This window comes from Streptomyces sp. NPDC034084 (assembly GCF_055575535.1).
Window position 1 is genome coordinate 223,303 of the sequence record NZ_JBVISK010000006.1, and the last position, 14,848, is coordinate 238,150.

Consider the following 14,848-nt stretch of genomic DNA (forward strand, 5'->3'; position numbering starts at 1 on the left):
TCACCTGCCGAGGAGGGGGCGAGGGGGATCTCCCGTTACGCGCCCGGGGGTGTCTCCGGCGTTTCGCTCGCCCGCGCCGCCGCGTGACGCTTGATCGCCGCGTCCCGCTTCCGTACGTACCAGATGCCGATCAGGCCGAGCCCCGCCCCGGCGAGGCAGGTCCACACCCACCAGGTGAGGTCCCGGTCGTCGAACCAGCCGTAGAAGGGGACCTGGACGAGGAAGAGGACGAACCAGAGGATCGTTCCGCCGGTGATGGTGGCGACGACGGGCCCTTCGAGGGGCTCGGGTGCCTCGTGCTTCGGTGTCCACTTCGCCATGGGGCTCAGTCTAGGCGGCGCCCTCCTCCGGGCCGGGCCCGAGCGGGTCTACGCGCGGAGATGGACGCTCGCTCGTTCATGTGTTCATACTGAAACGGTTTGCCTCTGGCGGGTTCCACTCGTATGAACCGCCAAAAAAGGACTTCTCAGACCTCCGAAGAGGAACCCCCATGAGCTCGACGGCCACCGCCAAGGCCACGCCCCCGGAGACCCCTGGTACCCCCGTCTCCGGGCTCGACCGCTACTTCAAGATCTCCGAGCGCGGCTCGACCGTCGCCCGCGAGGTCCGCGGCGGCTTCGCCACCTTCTTCGCGATGGCCTACATCATCGTGCTGAACCCGATCATCCTCGGCAGCGCCAAGGACATGTACGGGCACCAGCTCGACGGCGGCCAGCTCGTCACCGCCACCGTCCTCACGGCGGCCTTCTCGACCCTCCTCATGGGGGTCATCGGCAACGTCCCGATCGCCCTCGCCGCCGGCCTCGGCGTCAACACCGTCGTCGCGCTCCAGCTCGCGCCGAAGATGTCCTGGCCGGACGCGATGGGCATGGTCGTCCTCGCCGGCATCGTCGTGATGCTGCTCGTCGCGACCGGCCTGCGCGAGCGCGTCATGAACGCCGTCCCGGTCGGCCTGCGCAAGGGCATCGCGATCGGCATCGGCCTCTTCATCATGCTCATCGGCCTCGTCGACTCGGGCTTCGTCTCCCGCATCCCCGACGCCGCGCACACCACCGTCCCGCTCCAGCTCGGCGGCGGCGGTCACCTCACCGGCTGGCCGGTCCTCGTCTTCATCCTGGGCACGCTCCTCACCCTCGCCCTGATCATCCGCAAGGTGCCGGGCGCGATCCTGATCTCGATCGTCGTGATGACGCTCGTGGCCATGGTGATCAACGCGGTCGCGACCGTCCCCTCCTGGGGCCTCACCACCCCGGAGTGGCCGGGCAATCCGGTCGCCTCGCCCGACTTCGGTCTCGTCGGCAAGGTGAGCCTCTTCGGCGGCTTCGACAAGGTCGGCGTCCTGACCGGCGTCCTCTTCGTCTTCACGGTCCTGCTGTCCTGCTTCTTCGACGCGATGGGCACGATCCTCGGCGTCGGCGACGAGGCCAAGCTGATCGACAAGGACGGCGACTTCCCCGGCATCAACAAGGTCCTCCTCGTCGACGGCCTGGCCGTCGCCTCCGGCGGCGCGACCTCCTCCTCCGCCACCACCTGCTTCGTGGAGTCCACGGCGGGCGTCGGCGAGGGAGCCCGTACGGGACTCGCCTCCGTCGTCACCGGCGGTCTGTTCTCGGTGGCGCTGTTCCTCACCCCGCTCGCCACCATGGTCCCCTCCCAGGCGGCCACCCCCGCGCTGCTCGCGGTCGGCTTCCTGATCCTGGCCGGTTCGGTCAAGGACATCGACTGGAGCGACTACACCATCGCGGTGCCGGCGTTCCTGGCCATGGTGATGATGCCGTTCACGTACTCGATCACGAACGGCATCGGCATCGGCTTCATCGCCTTCAGCGTGCTGCGTCTCGCGGCCGGCCGGGGCCGTGAGGTCCCGGTGGCCATGTACGTCGTGTCGGCCGTCTTCGTCTTCTACTACGCGATGCCGGCGCTCGGCCTCACGTGATCCCGGGGCGCCTCGGGCGTCCCGTAGAACTTCTCCGTCTCGTCGACGGCGGTCTTGAACCGCTCGTCGAAATCCTCGCGAATGAGCGTCCGGGCCACGTAGTCCTGGACGCTCATTCCTCTTTTCGCGGCGTGACTCCTGAGCCGGTCGAGCAGCTCACCGTCGATGCGCAGGCTGAGCACTGTCGATCCCATGCCGTTCAGGGTCGGGGCAGCCGGGGCCTCTTTGCGTCACTTTCCGGATCCCACTCACTCGTTCGGGTGATACATGGATGCCCAAGCGTGATCTGTCGTGCGCCGTGCTGCCACCCTTCGCGCGCGTTACGGGTGAGACGGCCGGCGCCACCCGCGCGCGTCGCGGACGGACGCGCGCGGGTGTTACGGGTGTGATCCCCGCTACCTCCGCGTGTTCCCGTTGGTATTTAGACAGGGTAATGAGTTAGCCTAATGAACATGCCTGACCTGTCCCACGGCTCCGCCGACGACGCCGCGGCCGTGAACGCGCTCCGCTCCTCCGTCATGCGACTGGGCCGACGCCTCAAGCACCAGCGCGTCGACGAGTCGCTGAGCCCCACCGAGATGTCGGTGCTCGGCACCCTGTCGCTCTGCGGCTCCGCCACCCCCGGTGAGCTGGCCCGCAAGGAGCACGTCCAGCCGCCGTCGATGACCCGCATCGTCGCGCTGCTCGAAGCCAAGGGACTGGTCCGGCTCGAGCCTCACCCCGACGACCGCCGGCAGAAGGTGGTCAGCCAGACCGAGCAGGCCGAAGCCATGCTCGAACAGTCCCGCCGCAAGCGGAACGCCTGGCTGGCCACCCTCGCCGAAGGCCTGGACGAGGACGAATGGGCCAAGCTGCGCGCAGCCGCCCCCGTCCTGGAGAAGCTCGCCCACCTGTAACCCCTGCGCCAAGGAGGCGACGCACTTTGAGTACGGGACCCGGAGCAGACTCCGCACCCGTCCATAAACCCACCCTCGACACCCGTGGGCGGGGGGACACCTTCTCCTCGCTCCGCATCCGCAACTACCGGCTGTTCTTCACCGGAGCGATCGTCTCCAACACCGGTACCTGGATGGCCCGGATCACCCAGGACTGGCTGGTCCTGAGCCTCACCGGCTCCGCCGCCGCCGTCGGCGTCACGACAGCCCTGCAGTTCCTGCCGATGCTGCTCTTCGGGCTGTACGGCGGTGTCATCGCCGACCGCTACCCGAAGCGGCGCCTGCTCCTCGTCAGCCAGGCCGCCCTCGGACTGTGCGGGCTCGCGCTCGCCGTCCTCACCCTCTCCGGGTCCATCCAGGTCTGGCACGTGTACCTGATCGCGTTCCTGCTCGGCATGGTGACCGTCGTCGACAACCCGGCCCGGCAGTCCTTCGTCTCCGAGATGGTCGGCCCCGACCAGCTCCGCAACGCCGTCTCCCTGAACTCGGCGAACTTCCAGTCCGCGCGGCTCATCGGCCCCGCCATCGCCGGTGTCCTCATCGCCGGGGTCGGCAGCGGCTGGGCCTTCCTCCTCAACGGCCTGTCCTTCCTCGCCCCGCTGGTGAGCCTCCTGCTCATGCGGACGAGCGACCTCCACAAGGTGGAGCGCGCCCCGCGCGGCAAGGGCCAGCTGAGGGAAGGGCTGCGCTACGTCGCCGGGCGCCCGGACCTGATCTGGCCGATCGTCCTCGTGGGCTTCGTCGGGACCTTCGGGTTCAACTTCCCGATCTGGCTCACCGCCTTCTCCGGCGACGTCTTCCACGTCGGCGCCGGTTCGTACGGCTTCCTCAACACCCTGATGGCGGCCGGCTCCCTCGTCGGCGCCCTCGCCGCGGCCCGCCGCGGCTCGACCCGGCTGCGGATGCTGGTGGTCGCGGCGGCCGTCTTCGGCGTCCTGGAGATCGCGGCGGCCCTGTCGCCGGCGTTCTGGCTGTTCGCCCTGCTGCTCGTCCCCATCGGCATGATCGGCCTCACGGTGAACATCACCGCGAACTCCGCCGTCCAGATGGCCACCGACCCGGCGATGCGGGGGCGGGTCATGAGCCTGTACATGATGGTCTTCGCCGGCGGTACGCCGATCGGCGCCCCGCTCCTCGGCTGGGTCACCGACACGTACGGCGCGCGCGTCGGCTTCGCCGCGGGCGGCCTGATCTCGCTCGCCGCGGCGGTCGTCGTGGGCCTGCTCCTGGCCCGGGTCGGCGGCCTCAAGGTCGCGATGGGCTGGCACCACGGGCATCCGCAGGTGCGGTTCGTGGCCCGCGAGCGGCTGGCGACGGCCGCGTAGCCCTTCGGCGGGCGGGCGGGCCGGGCCGGTTCCGCCGGGCCCGACCCCTCCCGTCGTCGTCAGACGCGCCGTTCCAGGACCTGGCCCCGCCAGTCGCCGACCTGGAACGGCTCGGTGCGGGTGAAGCCCTGGCCTTCGTAGTACGCGATCAGGCGGCCCTCGCTGCCCGCGAAGCAGTCCACCCGGAGCAGCGACACTCCCTGTCGTCTTGTTTCGTCCGCGGCGTGGGCCAGGAGCGCCGCCCCCGCCCCGTGGCCGTGGAAGCGCGCGTCGGTCGCCAGGAGGCGTACGTACACCTCGGGCTCGTCCGCGGGCGCGATGTGCTGCCCGGGGTGCGGCGTCAGCGTCATCGTGCCCGCCGGGACGCCGTCGATCTCGACGACCCATGGGTCGCCCTCGGACATCGTCCGCTCGACCTGCTCGACGGCCTTGGGGCGGGTGGAGAACGGCTCCGTGCCCCACTGGGCCGTGATGCCCTTGTCGTTGAGCCAGACCACGGCGCTGTCGAGTATCGCGAGTATCGCGGGGAGGTCCTCCGCCCCGCCCTTACGGATCTTCATGCCGGAGAGGCTAGTGGGTGACAGACTTCTGCCATGAGGCTCTTCGCCGCCGTCGTGCCCTCCCGGGAGTGCCTGGACGAGCTCGGACACGTCGTCGACCGGCTGCGCCGGATGCCCGGCGCGGACGGGCTCCGCTGGACCTCGCGGCCCGGCTGGCACCTCACGCTCGCCTTCATGGGGGAGGTCGCGGACGAGCTGCTGCCCGAGCTGCGGGTGCGGCTGAGTCGGGCCGCGCACCGGACGCCGCCGTTCTCGCTGCGGCTGCACGGGGGCGGTCACTTCGGGCGGGGCGTCCTGTGGGCGGGACTCGCCGGGGATCTGGACACGCTGCGGCTCCTCGCCGAGCGGTCCGACGCCGCCGCGCGCCGGGCCGGGGTGGCGATGGAGGAGCACCGCCGCTACCAGGCGCACCTGACCGTCGCCCGTGCGCGGGGGGACGGGGTGCCGCTCGGCTCCTTCGTGGAGGAGCTCCGTGGTTTCGAGGGCGCGAGGTGGCAGGTCGGCGAGCTGGCGCTCGTACGGTCGGACCTGCCGGTGAGCGGGGTGCGGGGGGAGCAGCCCCGGTACGAGACGGTCGGCGCCTGGCCCCTTGAGGGGCGGGAGGGGCGCTCGGGTTAACCTCGTCGGGTGGACCCGAAGACCCGAAACCGGATCATGGCCGGCGCGCTCGTACTGATGTTCGCGATCATCGCGGTGGCAGCGCTGACCGGTCAGTAACCCCTCGCACCCGTCCCTGCCACCCCGTGGGAAGGGCCTTGCTTCGAGTGCGCTCGAAGCAGTTGGCTTGTCGCCCATGGAGTACACGCAGCTCGGACGCACCGGACTCAAGGTCAGCCGACTCGTCCTCGGCACGATGAACTTCGGACCGCAGACGGACGAAGCCACCAGTCACGCCATCATGGACACCGCCCTCGACGCGGGGCTCAACTTCTTCGACACCGCCAACGTCTACGGATGGGCGGAGAACAAGGGGCGCACGGAGTCGATCATCGGCTCCTGGTTCGCCAAGGGCGACGGCCGCCGGGACCGTACGGTCCTCGCCACCAAGGTCTACGGGAACATGGGCCCCGACGGTGAGGCCTGGCCCAACCACGACAAGCTCTCGGCGCTCAACATCCGCCGGGCGGTGGAGGCCAGCCTCAAGCGGCTGGGGACCGACTACATCGACCTCTACCAGTTCCACCACGTCGACCGCTCCACTCCCTTCGAGGAGATCTGGCAGGCCGTCGACGTCCTCGTCCAGCAGGGCAAGGTGCTGTACGCGGGCTCCTCGAACTTCCCCGGCTACAAGATCGCCCAGGCCAACGAGACGGCCGCCCGGCGGGGATCGGTCGGGCTCGTCAGCGAGCAGTGCCTCTACAACCTGATCGAGCGGCGCGCCGAGATGGAGGTGATCCCGGCCGCGCAGGAGTACGGCCTCGGGGTCATCCCCTGGTCGCCGCTGAACGGCGGTCTGCTCGGCGGGGTCCTGAAGAAGGAGTCCGAGGGCAAGCGGCGCACGGAGGGACGCGCGGCGGCCACGCTGGCCGACCCGGCGAAGCGGGCGCAGCTCCAGGCGTACGAGGATCTGCTCGACAAGCACGGTCTCGCCCCCGGTGAGACGGCTCTTGCCTGGCTGCTCACCCGGCCCGGTGTCACCGGTCCGATCGTCGGGCCCCGCACCCCGGAGCAGCTGGCCGGCGCGCTGGCCGCTCTGGAGCTGGAGCTGAGCGAAGAGGTGCTGGCCGGGCTCGACGAGATCTTTCCCGGGCCGGGGCCGTCCCCGGAGGCCTTCGCCTGGTGATCCCGTAGGGGTTCAGGGCGCGCCGAGCCAGCTGGTGGCGTCCAGGCGGAACGCCGTCTCGGCGGGGACGACGTTCCGCAGGGCCGCCTCCATGTCCCGGACGCGGTCCGCGCCGAGGGTCGCGACCCATTCCGCGCGCAGGTCCTCGAAGATCGCGGCGGAGCGGGCGAGGGCGTCGTACCCGTACGGGGTGAGCCGGACGAGCTTGCGCCGGGCGTCGGCGGGGTCGTCGGCGCGCTCGGCATAGCCGGCGGCGAGCAGCCGGTCGACGGTCTTGCCCGCGGCCTGCTTGGAGACGCCGAGGCGTCGCCCGATGTCGCTGGCGGTCGCCCCGTGGGCGCCCGCGCCGGCCCCGCCCGTGCCGCTCCCGCCTGTGGTGCCGCCCGCGAGGATCGCCTGCATGGCGAAGCCGAAGGCGGGGCGCAGGTCGGGATGGCCCTCGGCGGCGAGGCGGGCGTGCAGCCGGTCGATGAGGGTGCGAAAACCGCCGAAGAGGAGCAGGGGCAGCTCGTATCCGGGACTGTCCCGGGGTACCCCCTTGCCAGTATCGACAACCTGGTTTACGTTTTCTCCAGCGACATGGTCAACCATGTTGTCCATTCTAGGGGAGATCGCCTTGTCCGTACCCGTCGACCTGTCCGCTCGTATCGCCGCCGCCGCCGCTCTCCTCAAGGAGTCCCCGGAGACCCTCGACGGCTTCCTCAAGCTCAGCGCGGCCTTCGAGTCCACCACCCTCGACCCGCACTCCCGCGAGACGGTCATCCTGACCGTCGCCGAGCGGAACCAGTGCCACCTCTGCGTCGACATGCACGAGGCCAAGCTGGCCGCCCTCGGCCCGGCACCCGACGCCGAACGCCTCGCCGCTGTCCGGACGTTCACCCTCCGGGTCCTCGCCTCCTCCGGCGCGGTGAGCGACGAGGACCTCGCCGCCTTCGAGAAGGCCGGCTACACCCGCCGCAACGCCCTGGAGGTCTGCCTCGGCATCGGTACGTACACGCTGTCGACCTTCGCCAACCGCCTCACCCGCGCCGCGTGACTCCGTCAGCGGGCGTACGGGCCACCCAGCCCCCACGCCTGGTGCATCGCGTCGGCGAACGCGGCGGCCAGCTTGTGCTCCCCTGAGGGGCCGGGGTGGGTGCCGTCGTAGGTGTCCGCCCGGAGGTCGTACGACTCCGGGACCGTCGCGAGCAGCAGCGGCGAGGCGGCCGTGTCCAGGTCGGCGACCGCCTTCGCGAGGAGCTCGTTGAAGCGGGCGCACTCGGCGGCGAAGAAGGCGTCGCACCCGGCGCGGACGTTGGGGATGACCGGTAGGAGGACGGCCCTCACGCGCGGGTTCGCGGCCCGCGCCGCCGCCACGAACGCCCGGACGTTCTCCTCCGTCTGGTCGCTGTTCGTGTAGAAGCCCAGGTCGATCAGGCCGAGGGAGACGAGCAGCACGTCCGCCCCGGTCGCCGAGACCGCCTCGCCGATCACCGGGGCCATGTGGAGCCAGCCCTCGCCCCAGCCCGCCAGGTGACGCCGGGCGGCCGCGGGGAACGCGGGATCGGGGTACGCCTCCGAGGCCGGGGCGTCCACGGCGGGGTCGTACAGACCGGAGCGCGGGCCGACGATCTCGTACCCGCCGGGGAGCGTGGCCTCCAGGTGCTCCCACATGCGGTAACGCCAGGTCCAGTCGCCGGCGCGTCCGATGGTCATGCTGTCGCCGACGAACAGAAAACGCATGGTCATATCATCGCGGACCGTGTCCCGGAGCGGCGACGTGATCCGGGACACGGGATTCGGGATCCGGGATATTGGATCCGTGATTCGTGATCCGTGATCCGTGATCCGTGATCCGTGATCCGGGATCCGGGATCCGGGATATTGGATCCGGGATATTGGATCCGGGATCCGGGATGTTGGATCCCGGACCCTGGATCCGGATCCGCGCGCCTACCTCAGAAAAGCGCCCACCGTCGACGCCACCCACTCCGCGTCGTCGTGCCACGGGAAGTGCCCCGCCCCCGCCAGGACCGCGAGTTCCGAAGCCGGGAACAGCTCCGCGTACGCGCGGGCCGTCGGCACCGGCGTGTTCGCGTCGCCCTCCCCGGCGACGACGAGTACCGGACGGCCGAACTCGGCGAACACCGCGCGCGTGGCCTCCGGTTCGAAGGCGCCCTCGCTCCCGTAGACACCGGCGGCCTCCACGTTCCGCTGCCGCTCCATCGCCGCGTGCCGCTCCCGCGCGGCCTCGTCCCAGGTGCCGTGGAAGAACGGCGCGACGGCCTGGAAGGTCTCCGCCGTCCCCCGCCCCGCCGTCAGGTCCTCGAGCGCCGTGTACGCCTCCGCGAACCACGGCTCCCCGGTCCGCAGCCGTGCCGCCGCGAGCCGCTCCTCCCCGGTCGTCTCGAGGCCGACGGCCGCCGTGCCCGGGGTGAGGAGGACGAGACGGGACACCCGTTCCGGATACCGGGCCGTGTACAGCGCGGCCAGGTTCGCCCCCGCCGAGTGCCCGAGGAGATCGACGGTGTCAAGGCCGAGGTGCACGCGCAGCGCCTCCACGTCCTCGACGAGCCGGTCGCAGCGGTACGAGGCCGGGTCCTCCGGCACCGCCGACGCGCCCGTGCCCCGCAGGTCGAGCCGGATGAGCGTCCGGTGGGCGGCGAGACCGCCGAGGTCACCGAGGTAGACGGAGTCCTGCATGGGGCCGCCGGGCAGACAGATCAGCGGGTCGCCGGAACCGGACGCGTGGTACGCGAGCAGGGTTCCGTCGGGAGCGGGGAAAGTAGGCATGGCCGCGACCATGACAGTGCCTCCGATGCTGGTCAAGCCGGTTTCCGCGCCGTCATGGCAGGCTTGCTCCCATGCGATCTGCTCTCTGCGCCCTCGGCGCGGCCGCCGCCCTGGTGCTGCTCCCGGCCGGCCACGCCCGTGCCGAAGGGCAGGAACCCGACCGGGACTTCACGATCGAGGACGCCCGGATCACCGAGTCCAGCGGCCTCGCCGCGAGCCGGGCCCACCCCGGGATCTACTGGACGCACAACGACCAGGACGCGCCCCTGATCTACGGCGTCGACTCCCGTACGGGAAAGACCGTCGCCACCCTGACCATGGCCGGCGTCGGCACCCCCCGCGACATGGAGGCGATCGCCGTCGGCCCGGACGGCGACCTCTACGTCGGCGACATCGGCGACAACCTCGACGGCTCCTGGGACCACGTCTGGATCTACCGCTTCCCCGAGCCGAAGACCCTGAAGGACCAGACCGTCAAGGCGAAGCAGTACGTGGTGAAGTACGCCGACGGGGCGCGCAACGCCGAGGCCCTGATGGTCCATCCGAAGACCGGCCGGGTGTACATCGCGAGCAAGAACGAGGACGGGGGCGGCCTCTACGCGGGACCCGAGCGTCTCTCCCCGTCCGGCACGAACGTGTTCCGGCGCGTCGACGACGTGCCCTGGGTGACCGACGGCGCCTTCTCGCCGGACGGTGACCGGCTCGTCCTGCGCGGCTACTTCAGCGCCAAGGAGTACGCCTGGAAGGACGGCCGCCTCGGCGACGACGGCACGCCCGTCGGGGCCCCTTTCCAGGGCCAGGCGGAATCGGTGACGTACACGACGGACGGCTCGGCCCTCATGTTCGGCTCGGAGGGCCGCAACAGCCGCGTGGTGCGTGTGGACCGGGAGGGCGCCGCCGGCCCGTCGGGCAGTCCGTCGGACCCGCCGTCCTCGCGGGCGCCGGGCGTGTCCCAGCCCCCGGCGGCGGGCGGCCGGGGCGGTCAGGGGAGCGCGACCACCGGCTTCCTCGTCCTCGCCGGCGCCACCGTCCTCGTCCTCGGCGCCAAGCGTCTGCTGCGCCGCGGCTGATCCGGGCCGAGACTGGAAGGAGACCGGGGAGGCCGGGGCCCGGCCGGGCAGGCCGACGCGAGGCTTGGAGGAATCATGACGGGATTCACGCGCGAGGACACCCCCGTCGCCCTGGAAGGCGGCGGCGTGGACTTCCGCAAGCAGGAGGCCGGTGGCGGCCTGAGCGTCTCCTTCGTCCACCTCCCCAAGGGCACCGACATGGCACCGGCGCTCAAGGGCCTGGAAGGCGACCTGTGCCAGTGCCCCCACTGGGGGTACCTCCTGAACGGCCGCATCAGGATGCGGACCGCCTCGGGCGAGGAGATCTACGAGGCGGGACAGGCCTACTACTGGGGGCCGGGCCACGCCCCCGAGGCGCTGGAGGACACCGATGTCGTGGAGTTCTCGCCGACCGCCGAGTTCGACGCCGTGATCGATCACGTGAAGGCGCGGTCGGGCTGAGTCCGGCCGGGCACGGCGAAGGGCCCGGCACCTGTCGCCTCGGTGCCGGGCCCTCGGTACGACCGCAGAGGTCAGAGCCTCTCGATCACGTGGTCGACGCAGGCCGTCAGGGCCCGCACGTCCGCCGGGTCGATCGCCGGGAACATCGCGATCCGCAGCTGGTTGCGGCCCAGCTTGCGGTACGGCTCGGTGTCCACGATGCCGTTGGCGCGCAGCACCTTCGCGACCGCCGCCGCGTCGACCTCGTCCGCGAAGTCGATCGTGCCGATGACCTGCGAGCGCTTCGCCGCGTCCGCCACGAACGGCGAGGCGTACTTGGACTCCTCGGCCCACGTGTAGAGCGCGTCCGAGGACTCCTTCGTCCGGGCCACCGCCCAGTCCAGACCACCCTGGCCGTTGATCCACTTCAGCTGCTCGTTGAGCAGGAAGAGGGTCGAGAGCGCCGGGGTGTTGTACGTCTGGTTCTTCAGCGAGTTGTCGATCGCCGTCGGCAGCGAGAAGAACTCCGGGACGTGGCGGCCGGACGCGTGGATCCGCTGCGCACGCTCCAGGGCGGCCGGGGAGAAGGCCGCGAGCCACAGGCCGCCCTCGGCGGCGAAGGACTTCTGCGGGGCGAAGTAGTAGACGTCCGTCTCGGTGATGTCGACGGGCAGACCGCCCGCGCCGGAGGTCGCGTCGACCAGGACCAGCGCGCCCTCGTCGGCGCCCGCGACCCGCTTGATCGGGGCGGCGACACCGGTGGAGGTCTCGTTGTGGGTGTACGCGTAGACGTCGACGCCCGCCTCGGCCACCGGCTCCGGGTGGGTGCCCGGGTCGGAGGAGATCACGGTCGGCTCGGCAAGCCAGGGAGCCAGCTTGGCGGCCTTCGCGAACTTGGAGGAGAACTCGCCGAAGCTCAGGTGCTGCGACTTGTTCTCGATGAGACCGTGGGTCGCGACGTCCCAGAAGGCGGTGGAGCCGCCGTTGCCCAGGATCACCTCGTAGCCCTCGGGCAGCGAGAAGAGGTCGGAGATGCCGGCACGTACCTCGCCGACCAGGTTCTTGACCGGAGCCTGGCGGTGGGACGTGCCGAGGAGGGAGGTGCCGGTGGCGGCCAGGGCGTCCAGCGCCTCCGTACGCACCTTGGAGGGGCCCGCGCCGAAACGGCCGTCGGCGGGCTTGATGTCAGCGGGAATCCGGATCTCAGCCACGAGGCGGAGAGTATCGGGTCGGGGCGGCACCGGTCGCCGTATGTCCGCCCGATGAGACGAGGACTGAGACATCCTGGCCTCGTGGGAAGACACGAGGAACACCCGTCCGGCCCGGCCTCCCGACTGGCGGGCGACCTGCGCGCCGCCGTCGCCGGAGAGGTCGACTTCTCCGTCACCGCCAGGGCCCTGACGACGATGGACGCCTCCAACTACCGCCGCGTTCCCGCCGGTACGGTCGCGCCGCGCGACGCCGCCGACATCGCGGCCGCCCTGGAGGTCTGCCGGGCCCACGACACCACCCCCGTCGTCGCCCGGGGCGGCGGAACCTCGATCGGCGGCCAGGCCACAGGCACCGGAGTCGTGCTCGACCTCACACGCCACATGGACGGGATCGTCTCCCTGGACCCGGAGGCACGGACCGCCGTCGTCCAGCCCGGAGTCATCCTCGACCGGCTGCGGGCGGCGGCCCGCCCCTACGGGCTGACCTTCGGCTCCGACCCCTCCACCCACAGCCGCTGCACCCTCGGCGGAATGATCGGCAACAACGCCTGCGGGGCGCACTCCGTCGCCTGGGGGACCACGGCGGACAACGTGCGCTCGCTGGAAGTGGTGACGTACCGGGGCGAGAGATTGACGCTCGGCCGGGACGGACAGGGCGCGCCCGCCGGACTCCTCGACCTCGTCGACCGCCACCTGGCCCTTCTGCGGACCGGCTACCCCGCCGGGCTCCCGCGCCGGATCTCCGGCTACGCCCTCGACGCGCTGCTCCCCGAGCGGGGCGCGGACGTGGCCCGCTCCTTCTGCGGCAGCGAGGGCACGCTCGGGGTGGTGACGGAGGCGACCGTGGCGCTCGTCCCGCTGCCCGCCGAGCCGGTCCTCGTCGTCCTCGGGTACGCGGACGAGAGCGCGGCGGCGGACGCGGCGGCGGGCCTGCTCCCGTACGGGCCGCTCACCGTGGAGGGCATGGCGGCGGATCTCGTCCGGGGTGCCGCGGGGTTGCCCAGGGGCGGGGCGTGGCTGTTCTGCGAGGTGGACGGGGAAGGGGCGGCCGGACGGCTGGTCCGGGCGGCCGACGCGCTGGACGCGGCGGTGGTGCGCGAGGCGGCCGGGCAGAGGGCGCTGTGGCGGATCCGGGAGGACGCGGCCGGGACGGCGACCCGGATGCCGGGGGGCGGGGACGCCTGGCCGGGATGGGAGGACTGCGCGGTGCCGCCGGCCCGGCTCGGCGCGTACCTGCGGGAATTCCGTGCCCTGCTGGCCGATTTCGGCCTCCGGGGGATCCCGTACGGGCACTTCGGGGACGGGTGCGTGCATGTGCGGATCGATTTCGACCTGTGGACGGGCGAGGGCGTACGGGACTTCCGGCGGTTCTCGGAGGCGGTCGCCGACCTCGTGGTCGCCCACGGCGGCTCGCTCTCCGGGGAGCACGGCGACGGACAGGCGCGGGCCGAACTGCTGCCGAGGATGTACGGGGAGGAGCTGGTCGGCCTCTTCGGCGCCGTCAAGGACGTGTGGGATCCGGACGGCGGCCTGAACCCGGGGGTGCTGGTGCGGCCGAAGCCGCTGGATTCCGGACTCCGCTTCGAGGGCCTGCCGCTGGTCGGGGTGGGCAGGTCCGCGGCCCGGTGCGTGGGGGTGGCCAAGTGCCGGGTGGACGGCCCGAGCACCGGCCCGGGGGTGATGTGTCCCTCGTACCGGGCGACGGGGGAGGAGAAGCACTCCACCCGGGGCCGGGCGCGGCTCCTGCACGAGATGGCGCTCGGCGAGGTGATCACCGACGGCTGGCGCTCGGAGGAGGTCCGGGAGGCGCTCGACCTGTGCCTGTCCTGCAAGGGCTGCCGCAGCGACTGCCCGGTGGGCGTGGACATGGCCGTGTACAAGGCGGAGTTCCTCGACCGGCACTACGCGGGACCGCTCGGGGTTCTGCGCCGGCCGCGCTCGCACTGGACGCTGGGCCGCCTGCCGGGGTGGCTGGCGCACTTCGGGCGGGCCCTGAACGCGGCGATGGCGCTGCCGTTCGCGGCGCGGCTCGCGGGGGTGACGCCGGAGCGGACGATGCCGAGGGTGGCGGAGCGGACCTTCGCGTATTGGTTCGCCCAGCGCGCCTCGACACGCCCGCCGTCGCTCACGCTGTGGCCGGACACCTTCACGAACCACCTGGCACCGGAGGTCGGCGAGGCGGCCGTCCGCGTCCTGGAGGACGCCGGCCTCGGGGTGGAGCTGCCGCCGGGCCGGGTCTGCTGCGGGCTCACGTATGTGTCGACGGGGCAGTTGGGGGCGGCGAGGAAGGTGATGCGGCGGACGCTCGACGTGATGGAGGAGGGGACGGGCCCGGTGGTCGTCCTGGAACCCTCGTGTGCGGCGACCCTCCGCACCGACCTGCCGGAACTGCTCCCGGACGACCCTCGCGCGGCGCGCCTGGCGGGGGCGGTCCGCACCTTCGCGGAGGCTCTGGAGGAGTTTGCCCCCGACTGGACCCCACCCCGCCTCGACCGACCGGTCACCGGCCAGACCCACTGCCACCAGCACGCCGTCCTGGGCGACGCGGCGGACCGCCGCCTCCGGGAACGGGCGGGCCTGACGGGCGAGTTCACGGGCGGGTGCTGCGGCCTCGCGGGCGACTTCGGCTTCGAACCGGGCCACTACGAGGTGTCGGTGGCGTGCGCGGAGGATCAGCTGCTGCCGGCCCTCCGCGCCGCCGGCCCGCAGACGACGGTCCTGGCGGACGGCTTCTCGTGCAGGACCCAGATCGCGGACCTGACGGGGCGGAGGGGGCGGCATCTGGCGGAGGTGCTGGCGGAGGGGGTGGAGGGGGAGCGGTGAGACCGGGTCCCGC

General features: G+C 71.8%; 16 protein-coding genes. 9 read left to right on the plus strand and 7 right to left on the minus strand.

The features are described 5' to 3' along the window. Positions 1-35: 35 nt before the first annotated feature. Positions 36-320, minus strand: a complete 285-nt coding sequence (locus tag ACZ51I_RS22745; protein WP_468878772.1) for a DUF2530 domain-containing protein — start codon at positions 318-320, stop codon at positions 36-38. Between the two features lie 170 nt (positions 321-490). Here ACZ51I_RS22745 and ACZ51I_RS22750 point away from each other — a divergent pair, with 170 nt between their 5' ends. Next, the gene (locus ACZ51I_RS22750; RefSeq protein WP_468878774.1) at positions 491-1,936 is read left to right on the plus strand and encodes an NCS2 family permease; all 1,446 of its coding nucleotides are present in this window, start codon (positions 491-493) and stop codon (positions 1,934-1,936) included. Here ACZ51I_RS22750 and ACZ51I_RS22755 read toward each other — a convergent pair. Further along, the gene (locus ACZ51I_RS22755) at positions 1,906-2,130 is read right to left on the minus strand and encodes a hypothetical protein (RefSeq protein WP_468878777.1); all 225 of its coding nucleotides are present in this window, start codon (positions 2,128-2,130) and stop codon (positions 1,906-1,908) included. The genes ACZ51I_RS22750 and ACZ51I_RS22755 overlap by 31 nt on opposite strands. A 258-nt stretch (positions 2,131-2,388) precedes the next feature. Here ACZ51I_RS22755 and ACZ51I_RS22760 point away from each other — a divergent pair, with 258 nt between their 5' ends. After that, positions 2,389-2,832 carry a MarR family winged helix-turn-helix transcriptional regulator gene (locus tag ACZ51I_RS22760; protein ID WP_468878779.1) on the plus strand — a complete coding sequence of 148 codons (444 nt, stop codon included), beginning with the start codon at positions 2,389-2,391 and terminating at the stop codon, positions 2,830-2,832. Between the two features lie 26 nt (positions 2,833-2,858). Beyond that, entirely contained in the window at positions 2,859-4,196 is a 1,338-nt protein-coding gene (locus ACZ51I_RS22765) for an MFS transporter (RefSeq protein WP_468878780.1), read from the plus strand. 59 nt (positions 4,197-4,255) lie between these two features. On the opposite strand, the gene ACZ51I_RS22770 is transcribed toward ACZ51I_RS22765, so the two are convergent. After that, positions 4,256-4,756, minus strand: a complete 501-nt coding sequence (locus ACZ51I_RS22770) for a GNAT family N-acetyltransferase (RefSeq protein ID WP_468878782.1) — start codon at positions 4,754-4,756, stop codon at positions 4,256-4,258. 33 nt (positions 4,757-4,789) lie between these two features. Here ACZ51I_RS22770 and thpR point away from each other — a divergent pair, with 33 nt between their 5' ends. Together thpR and ACZ51I_RS22780 are read left to right on the plus strand one after the other, a co-directional pair. Beyond that, positions 4,790-5,374, plus strand: a complete 585-nt coding sequence (thpR, locus tag ACZ51I_RS22775; protein ID WP_468878784.1) for an RNA 2',3'-cyclic phosphodiesterase — start codon at positions 4,790-4,792, stop codon at positions 5,372-5,374. 175 nt (positions 5,375-5,549) lie between these two features. After that, the gene (locus ACZ51I_RS22780) at positions 5,550-6,539 is read left to right on the plus strand and encodes an aldo/keto reductase (protein WP_468878785.1); all 990 of its coding nucleotides are present in this window, start codon (positions 5,550-5,552) and stop codon (positions 6,537-6,539) included. A gap of 12 nt (positions 6,540-6,551) precedes the next feature. Here the strand turns inward: ACZ51I_RS22780 and ACZ51I_RS22785 are convergent, their stop codons facing one another. After that, the gene (locus ACZ51I_RS22785) at positions 6,552-7,130 is read right to left on the minus strand and encodes a MarR family winged helix-turn-helix transcriptional regulator (protein ID WP_468878786.1); all 579 of its coding nucleotides are present in this window, start codon (positions 7,128-7,130) and stop codon (positions 6,552-6,554) included. Between the two features lie 25 nt (positions 7,131-7,155). Here ACZ51I_RS22785 and ACZ51I_RS22790 point away from each other — a divergent pair, with 25 nt between their 5' ends. Next, on the plus strand, positions 7,156-7,575 hold the full coding sequence (locus tag ACZ51I_RS22790) for a carboxymuconolactone decarboxylase family protein (protein WP_468878788.1): 420 nt from the start codon (positions 7,156-7,158) through the stop codon (positions 7,573-7,575). A 5-nt stretch (positions 7,576-7,580) separates the two neighbouring features. Here the strand turns inward: ACZ51I_RS22790 and ACZ51I_RS22795 are convergent, their stop codons facing one another. Together ACZ51I_RS22795 and ACZ51I_RS22800 are read right to left on the minus strand one after the other, a co-directional pair. Continuing rightward, positions 7,581-8,261, minus strand: coding sequence for a GDSL-type esterase/lipase family protein (locus ACZ51I_RS22795; RefSeq protein ID WP_468878791.1), 681 nt, complete (start codon positions 8,259-8,261; stop codon positions 7,581-7,583). A gap of 210 nt (positions 8,262-8,471) precedes the next feature. Then, positions 8,472-9,311: an alpha/beta fold hydrolase gene (locus ACZ51I_RS22800; RefSeq protein WP_468878793.1), complete on the minus strand. Its 840-nt coding sequence runs from the start codon at positions 9,309-9,311 to the stop codon at positions 8,472-8,474. Positions 9,312-9,382: 71 nt separating this feature from the next. Here ACZ51I_RS22800 and ACZ51I_RS22805 point away from each other — a divergent pair, with 71 nt between their 5' ends. Together ACZ51I_RS22805 and ACZ51I_RS22810 are read left to right on the plus strand one after the other, a co-directional pair. Beyond that, on the plus strand, positions 9,383-10,381 hold the full coding sequence (locus tag ACZ51I_RS22805; protein WP_468878796.1) for a WD40 repeat domain-containing protein: 999 nt from the start codon (positions 9,383-9,385) through the stop codon (positions 10,379-10,381). Positions 10,382-10,456: 75 nt separating this feature from the next. Beyond that, the gene (locus ACZ51I_RS22810; protein WP_468878798.1) at positions 10,457-10,822 is read left to right on the plus strand and encodes a cupin domain-containing protein; all 366 of its coding nucleotides are present in this window, start codon (positions 10,457-10,459) and stop codon (positions 10,820-10,822) included. Between the two features lie 71 nt (positions 10,823-10,893). Here ACZ51I_RS22810 and serC read toward each other — a convergent pair whose 3' ends face one another. Then, positions 10,894-12,012, minus strand: a complete 1,119-nt coding sequence (gene serC / locus ACZ51I_RS22815; RefSeq protein WP_468878800.1) for a phosphoserine transaminase — start codon at positions 12,010-12,012, stop codon at positions 10,894-10,896. A gap of 51 nt (positions 12,013-12,063) precedes the next feature. On the opposite strand from serC, the gene ACZ51I_RS22820 reads away from it, so the two are divergent. Continuing rightward, positions 12,064-14,835: an FAD-binding and (Fe-S)-binding domain-containing protein gene (locus tag ACZ51I_RS22820; RefSeq protein ID WP_468878803.1), complete on the plus strand. Its 2,772-nt coding sequence runs from the start codon at positions 12,064-12,066 to the stop codon at positions 14,833-14,835. The last annotated feature ends 13 nt before the right edge of the window (positions 14,836-14,848 follow it).